Below are 12,469 nucleotides of genomic sequence, written 5' to 3'. Positions count from 1 at the left end.
CCTCGGCCCGCGATACGGTCCGGCGCATGGCGACCTTGTGGTGGGACATCGTGCTGATCGGCGGAGCCTCGGGCATCGGGAAGAGCCGGGCAGCCGCGCGACTGGCCCGGGAGACGGGCGCGTTCGTGGTGGAGTTCGACGACGTGGTCAGCGCCGTCCAGGAGATCACCACAGCCGCCCAGCACCCGGGGCTGCACCACTTCGACGGCCCTGACCCTGCCGAACCCCGCACAGCGGAGCAGGAGTTGGAGCTGCAGATCGCGACCGCCCGGGCGCTGGAGCCCGCCGTCCTCGGTGTCGTCCGCAACCGCCTGACGGTGGACGTGCCCGCCGTCGTCGAGGGCGACTACCTCACCCCGGCCGCCGCCGCCCGGGCCGTCGAGGCGGGGCGGGCGGCCGGGCGCCGCGTCCGGGCGGTGTTCCTGCACGAGCCGGACGCGGCCCGGATCACCGCCAACTACGCCGCCCGCGAGCCCGGGTGCGGCCCGCAGGTGCGGCGGGCCGAGGTCGGCGCCCGGTACTCGCACTGGCTCGCCGAGCAGGCGGACCGGTACGGCCTCCCGGTGGTCGACTGCCGCCCCTGGGACACCCTCGCGGTCCGCCTCGACGAGGCGCTCCGCACTCCCTCGGGCCGGCCGGGCCCTCAGCCCCCCGCGCCTCGTACGTCCGGCCGGGTGTCGTAGGCGTCCCGGGCGGCGAGCACCTCGGGCATGTTCTCCTCCGCCCAGGCCTTGATCGCCCGCACCACCGGCAGCAGTCCGGTCCCCAGCGGCGTCAGCGCGTAGTCGACCCGGGCGGGCACCGAGGGCGTGACGGTGCGGGTGAGCAGGCCGTCCCGCTCCAGGGCGCGCAGGGTCTGGGTGAGCATCTTCTCGCTGACCCCGGCCAGTCGGCGGCGCAGCTCGCTGTACCGCTGCGGGCCGTCGGCCAGTGCGTTGACGAGGAGGCTGACCCACTTGTCGCCGATCCGGTCGAGCAACTGCCGCGCCGGGCACTGCGCGAGGTAGGCGTCGAAGCTCGCGCGCTCGGCCGAGCGGCGCTGGGCGGCGGTCATGGTGGCCATGGGCTTCCCTCCCCGTACGGTACGCACTTCGCGGTGCGTGCTTCCGACCGGAGAGCAACTCTCCCTAGCGTGGGTGCCGTTGGCAAGTCCGATCGCCCCGGGACCGCCGGGTCCCGCCGTCCCCTCCCCGAGGAGTGCCCCGTGCGCGCCGTCGTCGTCCGCAGCCATGCCGGTCCGGAAGCCCTGGAGCTGGTCGAGGTGCCCGTCCCCGAGGCCGGCCCTGGCCAGGTGCGGGTCCGGGTGTCCGCCGCCGGGGTCAATCCGGTGGACGCCGTGACCCGCTCCGGGGCCCTGGTGGCGGCGGGGCTGATGGCACCGCGCGAGGTGACCGGGCTGGGCTGGGACGTGGCGGGCACGGTCGACCGGGTGGGCCCGGGAGTGTCCGGCTTCGGCCCGGGCGACCCGGTGATCGGTCTGCGCGACCGTCTGGACGTCCCGCTCGGCACCTACGCCGAGTACGTGGTGCTGGACGCCTCGGCGCTCGCCCCGGCCCCGGCGGGGGTGCCGGCCGTCGAGGCGGCGACGCTGCCGTTGAACGGACTGACCGCCGCCCAGGCACTGGACCTGCTCGGCCTCCCGGCCGGCGCCTCGCTGCTGGTGACCGGCGCGGCCGGCGCGGTGGGCGGCTTCGCCGTCGAACTCGCCGCCCTGCGCGGCCTACGGGTCGTGGCCCTGGCCGGTGCGGCGGACGAGGCGCTGGTCCGGGGTCTGGGGGCCGAGTGGTTCGTGCCGCGCGGCAGCGCCGATCCGGCCGCCGCCGTCCGGGCGCTCGTCCCGGGCGGGGTGGACGGCGCCCTGGACGCCGCCCTGCTCGGGGTGGTCGCACTCGGCGCCGTCCGCAACCGTGGCAGCTTCGTCACCGTGTCCGGGGGCGCGCCCCAGGGCCTGCGCGGCATCCGGGTCGCCAACGTCTGGATCGCCGCCGACGGCCCGGCGCTCGCCGAGCTGTCCGCCCTCGCCGCCGCGGGCCGGCTCACCCTCCGGGTGGCCGCCACCCACCCGCTGGCCCGGGCCGCCGACGCCCACCGCCGACTGGCCGGCGGCGGCCTGCGCGGCCGGCTCGTCCTGGTCCCCTGACCCACCGCCGGCGCGAGAACGGTGCGACCTCGGCGTGCTCTACCACCGCAACGAGGGCGCCATCGGCCTCTCCCCCGGCCTCGCCGACACCACCGGCCACATCACCGCCTTCCAGGCCGGCCCCTCCACCGTCCCCGCCAACGCCGGCTGGGGCAGGAACGCCGTCCAGCTGCCGTGACCCCGGTCCCCGTCCCGCCCCCGGCGTGACGGCGCGAGGGCCGACGACCAGCGGGTCGCCGGCCCTCGCGCCGGGCGTCGGCGTGCGGACGACGGCGGAACTACCCGCGCGAGGCCTGCCGTTGGCGGAGCCAGGCCAGGGCACCGATCAGGCCGACCGCGCCGCCGGCGCAGAGTTTGACGGCGCCCTTGGCGAGCAGCCAGCCGATCCCGGGGGCGGTCCAGCCCAGCCAGTGGAGGACGGCCAGCAGGACCGCCACCGCCCCCAGCGCCGCCAGGACGGTCACCACCACCGCCGCGCCGGTGGAGAGTTCGGTCTCCCCGGCCGTGGTCGCCCGTACCTCGTTCGTGCCCCCATCATCCATGGGAGCGATCATAATCCGGCTCAGCGCGGGGCGTGGTGGGTGTCGCCGCTGTGCTCGCCGGTCTCGTGGTCGGGGAAGCTCACGGCCAGCGTGACGCGGTACTCGTAGACGTCGTCGCGGTGCCCCGGCACCCGGGCCCAGGCCAGCGAGTGCACCTCCGCCTCGGGTGCCTGGCGGCACCACGCGGCCGCCTCCTCCAGCGCCCGGGCCGCCGAACGGCCGGTGCACACCACGGCGGTGTACGCCGCGACGGCGACGTCGCCGCCGCTGCGCCCCGCCCGCGAGACCGCCCGGACGGCGGCGGCGGCATGGGTCAGGTCACGGGCCAGGTCGTCCACGACCCGGGGCGGCGCCGGGAGGACCGGCCCCTCCGCCACGGTCTCCGGCAGGTTCGTGCTCACCGTCTGGGCCTCCATCCGCCTGGTCTCGGGATCCGCCGATTGCGGGATCCGCCTGGTCACCGGCCCAAGGATGCCGGGCCGCCATTCCTGGCATGACCACTTTCACCAGAACATCACCCGTCCGGGGAGCTGAGGAAGGAGAGCTCGACACCGACCGCCCGGTACTGGTAAAGGACTTGCCTCGCATCGGTCCTGGTCAGACCCTCCCGTCCCGGGCGCCGCCGGGAGCCCGGCCGCACGTGCGCGTACCACCCCCGCACCCCGGACCGCCGGTCCGACCGCCGGACGCGCCGGGTCGGGCTCGTGACGCAGCTGTGCAACTCCCGTTTCGGGAACGGGAAATACCGGACCGGCCCGGCCACTAGGATCCCTGGAGCACCACAGTCCGCCGCACCGGCGGGCGCCGGACGAGGGGGTCCCATGCAGCTCAAGTCAGCGGTCCGGTACGGGCGTCGGCAGCTCTGGCTGCCCGCGTTGGCCCTCGCGGGCGTCGCCGTGGCCGGCTGCTCGTCCTCCGGCGGGGCGACGGCCGCGCCTCCGCCCACCACACCCGCCGCGGCCGCGTCGACGCCCGGCGCGCCCGCGCCCACGGCGGCGACGACACCCGGATCCAGCGCCTCCGCGCCCGCCCCCGCGAGCACCGGAGCACCCACCGCCGCGTGCGCCGGGCGGCCGGCGGACGCCTGCACGCTGCTGCAGTCCCCCCAGGTCGTCGCGGCGGTGGGCACCTCGGGCCCGTTCCGCGGCACCCACCCCGACCCGGCGAGCGACGGCAGCCCGGTCTGGGGCTGCACCTGGGGCTCGCCCGACTCCTACGCCTCGGTCCGCGAGACCACCCCGACCGCGCTGGCCTCGGCCAAGGCGGACGGCCAGCTCCAGGTCACCACCCTGCCGGGGGTCGGCCAGGAGGCGGTGCTGACCCAGCGCAAGGACGGCACCCACCCGAGGGCCCTCTTCGTGGCCGGCGGACGCGTCTACGCCGTCGAGGTGGTGAAGGACCGCGGCCCGGGCGACGGCGTCAACGCCCCGGCGGAGGCGCTCGCCGAGAGCGGGCTGGCGATGGTGCTGGCCAAGTCGCTCGGCGGCTGAGCCCACGGCGAACCGGCGGGTCTCAACCGGCGGGCCCCCAACCAGCGGCCCCCGGACCGGCCGCCGGGGGGACGCCGGGCGGCGCAGCCGGTTCCCTCCGGGGCGTGAACGGCGCCGGGCGGGGGCCTGCGGGCGGATGCGGGTACGGCACGGGCGTTCACAGAATGACGCCACCGTGCCGCACCCGGCACTCCCCCGAAAGCCAAGGCGGACCGCATGAACCGACTCCACCCACCCACGCCCCCGGACCGCCCGCGCGACACGCCTCCGGGGGGCCGAACGCCGGTGTCACACACCGCCACCGCCCTGCTGGGCGGACTGGCGCTGCTCGCCCCGGCCCTGGCCGGTTCGCTGGTCACCCCGATACCCGCGCACGCCGACAACCCCACCGTCTCGGTGAACAGCCTGCGCACCGGCTGGGACGCGGCCGAGCCCGGCCTGGGCCCGGCGCAGGTCTCCGGCTCGGACTTCGGCCGGCGCTGGTCCACCGCCGTCGACGGCGCCGTCCTCGCCCAGCCCCTGGTCGCCGGTTCGACCGTGGTGGTCGCCACCGAGACGAACCACGTCTACGGCATCGGCGCGACCGACGGCCGGATCCTGTGGCAGCGCGCGCTCGGCACACCGGTCCCGTCGTCCACCGCCTGCCTCTCCCCCGGCACCGGCATCACCTCGACACCCGTGTACGACAAGTCGACCGGCACGGTCTACCTGGTGGCGAAGTCCACCGAGGGGGGCGCCCACTTCTCGGTGCACGCGCTGGACGTCACCTCGGGCGCCGAGCGCGGCGACTGGCCGGTCACCGTCCAGGGCTCGCCGGTGAACAGCCCCGGGGTCCCGTTCAACCCGGGCACCTCGGCGCAGCGCGCCGGACTCCTGCTGCTGGACGGGGCGGTCTACTTCGGCTTCGCCTCGGACTGCGGCGTCGGGACGTACGTGGGCCACGTCGCGGGCGTCCACACCGGGACCCGCAAGCTGACGCTCTGGTCCACCCAGTCCGGCTCGGCCTCGCAGAACGCGGGCGTCTGGATGAGCGGCGGCGGCCTGGTCTCGGACGGCGCCGGGCGGATCCTCCTCGCCACCGGCAACGGCGCGGGCACGGGCTCCTCCCCGCCGAAGGGCCCCGGCGACAAGCCGCAGGGCCACTTCGCCGAGTCCGTCGTGCGGCTGGGTGTGAACGCCGACGGCAGCCTCACCCCGAAGGACTTCTTCAGCCCGACCGACAACCGGGACATGGACCACGGCGACGTGGACCTCGGCTCCGGCGGGCCGGCCGCCCTGCCGTCCGGCTTCGGCACGACCGCCCATCCGCACCTGCTGGTGCAGGTCGGCAAGGACGGCCGGATCTTCCTGCTGGACCGTGACCGGCTGGGCGGCATGGGCCAGGGCCCGAACGGCACCGACGCCGCGGTCGGCACGACCGGCCCGTTCAAGGGCGTCTGGGGCCACCCGGGGGTCTGGGGCGGGGACGGCGGCTATGTCTACCTGGTCGAGAACTACGGCTCGCTGCGCGCGCTCAAGTACTCGGTGAACAGCGCCGGGAACCCCCAGCTGACCAGCGCGGGCACCAGCGCCGAGGGCTTCGGCTACGCGTCCGGCTCCCCCGTGGTCACCTCCAACGGGACGGCCTCCGGTTCGGCGCTCGTCTGGACCGTCTACTCCGGCAGCGGTCCGGGCGGCCAGAACGGCGAGCTGCGGGTGTACGACCCGCTGCCGGTCAACGGCGTGCTCAAGCTGCGCCGCAGCTTCGCGCTCGGCACGGTGAGCAGGTTCGCCGTGCCCGCCACGGACGGCGGGCGGGTGTTCGTGGGCACCAAGGACGGCCACCTGGTCGCCTTCGGCCGCGCCGCCGCCTGACACGGTTCCAACCCGGCGCGCCGCCCCGGATGCCGCGCCGGCCCGACCGTGCCGCCTCCCGACGGCGTCGCCTCCCCGACAGCGCTCCGGCCGTACCGCCCGGTGGCCGGTCAAACCCCCGGCCCCGGCCCGTCACCCGTTCGAGCGCGATTGTCCGCACATCGCGCGGGTTGGACCGGCGGCCGGGCCCGGCGGCTCGTAGCGTCCTGACCCACGGGGCCGCGCGGCCCACCGGGCGCGTGCGCTCCTCCCACCCGCCCTCTCCCGAGGAGGAATCCCGATGAACCGCACCGTCGCTCCGCTGCCCACCCCCGCCGCCGCACCGCCCGAGCGCCCGGCCGACGCCACCCCGAAGCCCGCCTGGTCCGCACCGGCGGTCGAGTGCCACCGCACCGGCGCCGAGGTCACCGCCTACGCCGGACGGGCCGCCCAGTGGCTCAGCCGCTGACCCGCGAGCGGTTCGCGGCCAGGCTGTACGACCTGCGGGAGCGCTACTGGGACAGCCACCCGTTCCATCTGCGCCTGCACTCCGGTGGCTGCACGCCACCGGAGTTGCGGCGCTGGGTCGCCAACCGCTGGTACTACCAGCTCTGCCTGACCCGCAAGAACGCCGCGATCATCGCCAACTGCCCGCTCCCGGAGGTCCGCCGGACCTGGGCCGAGCGGCTCGCCTACCAGGACGGACCGGCCGCGCCCCTACCCTGCCCCGAGCGCGGCGCACCGGCCGGGGGCGCACCGGACGCCACCGCACCCGCCGAGGGCGGCCTCGCCGACTGGCTGGTCCTCGCCGAGGCGGTCGGCCTGGACCGCGCGGAGGTCACCGACGAACGGCACGTCACCCGCGGGGTCCGCTTCGCCGTCGACGGCTACCTGCACTTCTGCCAGACCAGAGCGTGGACGGAGGGCGTCGCGGCGGCCCTCACCGAGATGTTCTCGCCCGACCACATGGCCCAGCGGGTGACCGCCTGGCGCACCCACTACGACTGGATCGACCCGGCGGGGTACGCCTACTTCGAGCACCGCATCCCCACCGCCCGCAAGGACAGCGCCCGCACCCTGGAGCTCGTACTGGACCACTGCGTCACCGCCCACCAGCAGCAGGCCGCCCTCGACGCGCTGGCCTTCAAGTGCGAGGTGCTGCGGGCCATGCTGGACGCCGTCGACTACGGGGCCGACCGGTGACGACCGCTCAGGCCGCCCCCGCCGCCCAGGTGCCCGGGCTGCGGCGCGGGGTGCGGCTGGTGCACGACCCGGTCCGCGACCGGGCCGCCCTGCTCTACCCCGAGGGCGTCCTGCTGCTCAACGACACCGCGGCCGCCGTACTGCGCCACTGCGACGGCCGGCGCGACACCGCGCTGATCACCGCCGGGCTCGCCGCGGAGTACGACGGGGTGGACGAAGGGCAGGTCCGCGAGCTGCTCGCCGACCTCGCCGAGCGCCGGCTGCTCACCCTGGACGGCTCCGGCGCACCCGCGCTGCCGTACCCGGCCACCGGCCTGCCGGGCGCGGCCGTCCGGGCACCGGCGCCGTTCGGCCTGATCGCCGAACTCACCTACCGCTGCCCGCTCCAGTGCACCTACTGCGCCAACCCCGTCGAACTCGCCCGCTACCGGGATGAACTGGACACCGACCAGTGGCTGCGCGTGCTCGACCAGGCCCGCGGGCTCGGCGTCCTCCAGGTCCACCTCACCGGCGGCGAGCCGCTGCTCCGCCGCGACCTCGCCCGGATCGTCGCCCACGCGCACGACCTGGGCCTCTACACCAACCTGGTCACCAGCGGGCTCCCGCTGGACGAGCCGCGTGCCGCCACGCTCGCCGGGGCGGGCCTGGACCACGTCCAGCTCTCCCTCCAGGACGCCGACCTGCGCCGCGCGGACGCCGTGGCCGGCCTCGCCGCGCACGAGCGCAAGCTCGCCGCCGCGGCGCTGCTGACCGGCGCCGGGCTGCCGCTGACCGTCAACGCCGTGCTGCACCGGGGCAATCTGGCCCGGCTCGGCGCCCTCGCCGACCTGGCCGTGGCGCTCGGCGCCGACCGGGTCGAGCTGGCGCACACCCAGTTCTACGGCTGGGCCTGGCAGAACCGGGCGCACCTGGCGCCGAGCGAGGCCCAGGTCCGCCAGGCCGAGCTGGACGTGGCCGCCGCCCGGGAGCGCCACGGCGGGCGGATCGAGATCGTGCACGTCGCGGCCGACCACCACGGCGGCGCCGTGAAGCCCTGCATGGACGGCTGGGGCCGCCGGCAGCTGGTGGTCGCGCCCACCGGTGACGTGCTGCCCTGCCTGGCCGCCGCGCAGCTGCCCGGTCCGGCGCTGCCGAACGCGGTGACCGACGGGCTCGCCGCGATCTGGCACGACTCGCCCCTGTTCAACCGGTACCGGGGCACCGACTGGATGCCGGAGCCCTGTCGCGGCTGCGCGCTGCGCGAGGTCGACCACGGCGGCTGCCGCTGCCAGGCCTTCCAGTTCACCGGGGACGCCGGCGCCACCGACCCGGCCTGCCGCCTCTCCCCCGACCACCACCTGGTCACCGGGCCGGTCCCGGTGACCACCCCGGCCCCCGTGCCCCGGAGGACGCGCTGAAGATCCGGATCCTGGGCACGGCCGCCGGTGGCGGACTGCCCCAGTGGAACTGCGGCTGCGAGGGCTGCTCCACCGCCCGCCGCACCGGCGCCGCCCGCAGCCAGGACTGCCTGGCGGTCAGCGCGGACGGCGTCGCCTGGTACCTGGTCAACGCCTCGCCCGACCTGCGGAGCCAGCTGCTGGCCGCCCCGGAGCTAGCGCCGGCCGCCGGCACCCGGGACACCCCGCTGCGCGGCGTCCTGCTCACCAGCGGCGAGCTCGACCACACCCTCGGCCTGTTGACCCTGCGGGAGGCCGCCGGGCTGAGCGTGCACGCCACCGAACCGGTCCGTGCCGCGCTGCACGGCGCCTTCCCGGTCGGCCCGCTGCTCGCGCCCTACACCAAGGCCCGCTGGCAGTCCGTCGCGCCGGGCACCGCCTTCGACCTGGCCGGCGGGCTGCGCGTCGAGCCGCTGGCGCTGGGCGGCAAGCGGCCGCGGTACGCCGCCGACCTGCCCGGCGAGGCCTGGGACGGCCGGGCGGACTGGGTGACCGGCTACCGCTTCACCGCCGCCGGGTGCCGGTCGAGCGCGGTGTACGCGCCCGGACTGGCCGCCTGGACGCCGGAGCTCGACCGGGCGGTGGCCGGTGCGGCCGTGGTGATCCTCGACGGCACCTTCGCCACCGACGACGAACTCGCCGAGCGCACCGGCGGCTCGCGCTCCTCCCGCGGCATGGGCCACCTGGCGGTCCGGGACTCGCTGGCCCACCTGGGCCGCCACCCCGGCCCGCGCTACCTCTACACCCACCTCAACAACACCAACCCGCTGGCCCACCCGGGCTCCCCCGGCGCCGCCGCCCTCGCACCGGCCCTGGCGGCGGCGGGCGCGGCCGTCGCCGAGGACGGTCAGCTCGTCGAGTTCTGAGCCCCGGCGCCGCTCCCCGGCCCGCCGGGTACCGCCGGGCGCACCCTCGCCACCTGCCCGTTCACCGGACGGTGGGGCCCGGGACAGCCGCTGCTCACCCGGGTCCGGTCAGATCATCGTGATACTAATCATTCCGGTAACACGAACTGTCATGCACTGGCAGGCACGATGGTGACAGCCCGTCCGTTCCCCCGGGGTCCGGACGGTGACGGGGAGGGCACGGCATGAAGGCACGGGTCGACAGCGGACGACAGACGGGGCGCCGGATACGGCTGGGCAAGCGGGTGACCGGGACGGCCGCCGCGTTCACCGCGCTCGCGGCCCTGACCGGCTCTCAGGTGACGGGACTCGGCCTCTCCGGTGTCGCGGCAGCCGAGCCGGTGCCGCCCGTGATCGACCCGACCACCTCCGTGGTCGCCACCGCTCCCGGCACCGCGCTGCCCGGCTCCGAGCTGCCGTCGCCCGCCGACGGGCCGACCGTGCCGGTCGACGGCGGGGGCGCCGTCCCGCTGCCGCAGCCGCCCACGACCCTGCCGGGCGACCCGTCCGCCGGACCGTTCCGGACCGGGCCCGCCCTGCCGGCGACGGTCTTCGCCGCCTACCGCAAGGCCGAGGCCGCGCTGGCCGTCCGCTCGCCCGGCTGTCACCTGCCGTGGCAGCTGCTGGCCGCGATCGGCGAGGTCGAGTCCGGCCAGGCCAACCGGGGCGGGGTGGACGCCGCGGGGACGACGTACCGGCCGATCCTCGGCCCGGCGCTCAACGGCAACGGTTTCGCCGCGATCTCCGACACCGACGGTGGCCGCTACGACGGCGACCGGCTCTGGGACCGGGCCGTCGGACCGATGCAGTTCATCCCCTCCACCTGGGCCTACTGGGGGGTCGACGCCAACGGCGACGGCCAGGCGGACCCCAACAACGTCTTCGACGCCGCCGAGTCGGCCGGCCGCTACCTCTGCGCGGGCGGCCGCGACCTCGGCAATCCGGCCCAGCTGGACCGGGCGATCCTCGGCTACAACAACTCGGGCGAGTACCTGCGGACCGTCAAGAACTGGATGGCGCACTTCGGCAGCGGGACGGCGACCACGACGCCGGACCGGCCCGCCCCGGCCGGCGCGCCGACCGCGCCGTCACCGTCGCCGACCGTGCCCGCACCGGCGACCGGCCCCACGACGCCCACGCCCCCGGCATCCCCGGCGCCGTCGACCGGCACGCCGACCGGTGGCCCGAGCGGGACGCCGACGGGGGCGCCCACGCCCACCGCGTCGGCCTCGCCCTCGGCCGGCCCGAGCCCGAGCGCCACGCCGAGTGCCACACCCAGTGCCACCCCGACCGGTACGCCGAGCACCTCGCCGACCGGTACGCCCAGCACCACCCCGACGGCCACCCCCACCGGGACGCCGACGGCCACCCCCACCGCCACGCCCACCACCTGTGCCACCCCCACGGCGACGGCGACGCCCACCGACGGCGCGAGCCCGACGGCCACCCCGTCGGCCACCGCCACCGCGACGCCCCCGGCGCCCGGCTGCCCGACGCCGACCGGCACCCCGTCGGCCACCGCCACCCCGAGTGGCTCGTCCTCGGCCGCCGCCTCCCCGTCGGCCTCCCCCTCGCCCTCGGCGCACTGACCACGCGCCGAGTACGAACCGAGCACGAACCGAGCACGCACGGAGCACGCGTGGCCCCGGCCCGGGCGCCCCGATCAGCGGGCGCACCGGGCCGGCGGCCGTTCAGTCCTCGTCGTCCTCGTCGTCCTCGTCGTCCGGGTAACGGCCGGCCGCCCGGTCCTGCTCCTCCTGGGCCTTGACCGGGAGGTCCGGGTCCCAGTCGGAGGGCCGCGGCCGTTCGGGCCCGTCGGGGCCGAGACGGAGCACCGGCTCGACCCGCACCAGCCGGAACCGCCGGTCGGCCGCCCGGAGTTCGTGTCCGCGCTCGGCGTCCAGCCGGTCGGCGGCGGCGGCGTACCGGGCGCGCTCGTCCTCGCCGAGGTCCGGCAGCAGCCGCGGGGCGAAGTCGCGCAGGTAGGCGGCGAGGCTGTCGCGGGCGGCCTGCGGGGTCTCGTAGGCCCCGGTCATCGGGCCCCAGTGGCCGTCCTCGTACTCGGCGACGGCGCAGTGCACCGGGAGCACGAACACCTTGGGGTAGCGGCTGGAGGCGTGCCGGGCGTCGGCGCGGACGTTCTCGGGGATGCCCCGGCCGACCGGCACCAGCGTCATCATGTCCAGCCGCAGGATCCCGTCGACCAGGGTGACGTCGGCACCCGGGTCGACGACGAAGCCGTCGACCCGGGACGGCAGCCGGTAGGCCTGGCCGACGGCGGCCGGGTCCGGGTCGGTGGGGCGCGGCGGTTCGATGCCCTCGGGGCCCGAGCGCAGCACCTGTTCGGCCCGGAAGATCCGGTACTCCCGCCCGGCGACGGTGATCTCGTCGAGCGCCTCCCACTCCATCCGCCGGTACGCCGCCGTGTAGGCGGCCCGCTCCTCGTCGGTGATGTCCCAGGTGGCGGCGAACCGGGCGCCGCGCTCGGCCCGCGCCCAGCAGCGGAACTGGTGGCCGAGGTCGTCGCGGGCCATCTGCGGGGTGGTCGCGCGGTAGCCGAGGATCCGCCAGGTCCCCTCGGGGGTGCGCTCCAGGCTGCCGAAGGCGGGCGCCATCATCATCAGGCTCGGATACCGCTCCCGGGAGGCCCACGCCTCCAGACCGGCCACGGCCGCGACCGGGTCGTCGGTGTGCGCGACCCGGATGGTGAGGTGCCCCGGCAGCTGCGCAGCGTCATCGTCCATGCGGCCAGTGTTAGCGGACGCGGCGAGTGGGCCGCAGGGATATCGGGGAAGTGCACCCGACCGGGCAACGGCGGCGGACCGGAGGGCCGTCCGCGTGACCGCGCGGGACGGGGACAGCGGGCGCGGGGCCCGTCCGGGGGGAGATCGGACGGCCCCCGCACCGCCGGTCGACGGAC

14 protein-coding genes are annotated in these 12,469 nt (G+C 76.6%); 10 read left to right on the top strand and 4 right to left on the bottom strand.

Going from position 1 to position 12,469, the window contains the following annotated elements:
* Nucleotides 1-26: 26 nt before the first annotated feature.
* Complete coding sequence (locus tag ABT263_RS15040) at nt 27-683, top strand: AAA family ATPase (RefSeq protein ID WP_352290910.1); 657 nt, start codon at nt 27-29, stop codon at nt 681-683.
* On the opposite strand, the gene ABT263_RS15035 is transcribed toward ABT263_RS15040, so the two are convergent.
* Nucleotides 644-1,063, bottom strand: coding sequence for a winged helix-turn-helix transcriptional regulator (locus tag ABT263_RS15035; protein WP_329491229.1), 420 nt, complete (start codon nt 1,061-1,063; stop codon nt 644-646). The genes ABT263_RS15040 and ABT263_RS15035 overlap by 40 nt on opposite strands.
* 141 nt (nt 1,064-1,204) lie before the next feature.
* Between ABT263_RS15035 and ABT263_RS15030 the strand changes: the two genes are divergently transcribed.
* Nucleotides 1,205-2,140 carry an NADP-dependent oxidoreductase gene (locus ABT263_RS15030; RefSeq protein ID WP_352290909.1) on the top strand — a complete coding sequence of 312 codons (936 nt, stop codon included), beginning with the start codon at nt 1,205-1,207 and terminating at the stop codon, nt 2,138-2,140.
* A gap of 34 nt (nt 2,141-2,174) precedes the next feature.
* Nucleotides 2,175-2,318 carry a hypothetical protein gene (locus ABT263_RS15025; RefSeq protein ID WP_352290908.1) on the top strand — a complete coding sequence of 48 codons (144 nt, stop codon included), beginning with the start codon at nt 2,175-2,177 and terminating at the stop codon, nt 2,316-2,318.
* Nucleotides 2,319-2,418: 100 nt separating this feature from the next.
* On the opposite strand, the gene ABT263_RS15020 is transcribed toward ABT263_RS15025, so the two are convergent.
* Together ABT263_RS15020 and ABT263_RS15015 are read right to left on the bottom strand one after the other, a co-directional pair.
* Nucleotides 2,419-2,682: a hypothetical protein gene (locus ABT263_RS15020; protein WP_352290907.1), complete on the bottom strand. Its 264-nt coding sequence runs from the start codon at nt 2,680-2,682 to the stop codon at nt 2,419-2,421.
* A 20-nt stretch (nt 2,683-2,702) separates the two neighbouring features.
* Nucleotides 2,703-3,083: a hypothetical protein gene (locus ABT263_RS15015; RefSeq protein WP_329491226.1), complete on the bottom strand. Its 381-nt coding sequence runs from the start codon at nt 3,081-3,083 to the stop codon at nt 2,703-2,705.
* Between the two features lie 420 nt (nt 3,084-3,503).
* Here ABT263_RS15015 and ABT263_RS15010 point away from each other — a divergent pair, with 420 nt between their 5' ends.
* The 7 genes from ABT263_RS15010 to ABT263_RS14980 all read left to right on the top strand — a co-directional run bounded on the left by ABT263_RS15010 (nt 3,504) and on the right by ABT263_RS14980 (nt 11,138).
* Nucleotides 3,504-4,172, top strand: a complete 669-nt coding sequence (locus ABT263_RS15010; protein ID WP_352290906.1) for a hypothetical protein — start codon at nt 3,504-3,506, stop codon at nt 4,170-4,172.
* Between the two features lie 285 nt (nt 4,173-4,457).
* The gene (locus tag ABT263_RS15005; protein ID WP_352290905.1) at nt 4,458-6,026 is read left to right on the top strand and encodes an outer membrane protein assembly factor BamB family protein; all 1,569 of its coding nucleotides are present in this window, start codon (nt 4,458-4,460) and stop codon (nt 6,024-6,026) included.
* A gap of 280 nt (nt 6,027-6,306) precedes the next feature.
* Nucleotides 6,307-6,474 (top strand): pyrroloquinoline quinone precursor peptide PqqA, encoded by a 168-nt coding sequence (gene pqqA, locus ABT263_RS15000; RefSeq protein ID WP_352290904.1) that lies wholly within the window; start codon nt 6,307-6,309, stop codon nt 6,472-6,474.
* Nucleotides 6,459-7,208, top strand: coding sequence for a thiaminase II/PqqC family protein (locus ABT263_RS14995; protein ID WP_352290903.1), 750 nt, complete (start codon nt 6,459-6,461; stop codon nt 7,206-7,208). The genes pqqA and ABT263_RS14995 overlap by 16 nt, the downstream gene beginning before the upstream one ends.
* Entirely contained in the window at nt 7,205-8,605 is a 1,401-nt protein-coding gene (gene pqqE, locus ABT263_RS14990) for a pyrroloquinoline quinone biosynthesis protein PqqE (RefSeq protein ID WP_352290902.1), read from the top strand. The genes ABT263_RS14995 and pqqE overlap by 4 nt, the downstream gene beginning before the upstream one ends.
* Complete coding sequence (pqqB, locus tag ABT263_RS14985; RefSeq protein ID WP_352290943.1) at nt 8,521-9,510, top strand: pyrroloquinoline quinone biosynthesis protein PqqB; 990 nt, start codon at nt 8,521-8,523, stop codon at nt 9,508-9,510. Before pqqE ends, pqqB begins: the two co-directional genes overlap by 85 nt.
* A gap of 224 nt (nt 9,511-9,734) precedes the next feature.
* Nucleotides 9,735-11,138 (top strand): lytic transglycosylase domain-containing protein, encoded by a 1,404-nt coding sequence (locus ABT263_RS14980; protein WP_352290901.1) that lies wholly within the window; start codon nt 9,735-9,737, stop codon nt 11,136-11,138.
* Nucleotides 11,139-11,240: 102 nt separating this feature from the next.
* On the opposite strand, the gene ABT263_RS14975 is transcribed toward ABT263_RS14980, so the two are convergent.
* Nucleotides 11,241-12,293: a DUF5954 family protein gene (locus ABT263_RS14975; RefSeq protein ID WP_352290900.1), complete on the bottom strand. Its 1,053-nt coding sequence runs from the start codon at nt 12,291-12,293 to the stop codon at nt 11,241-11,243.
* Nucleotides 12,294-12,469 lie beyond the last annotated feature (176 nt).

The organism is Kitasatospora sp. NPDC001603 (assembly GCF_040298365.1).
Classification (GTDB): Bacteria; Actinomycetota; Actinomycetes; order Streptomycetales; family Streptomycetaceae; genus Kitasatospora.
This window is presented reverse-complemented; position numbering and strand designations above follow the sequence as displayed.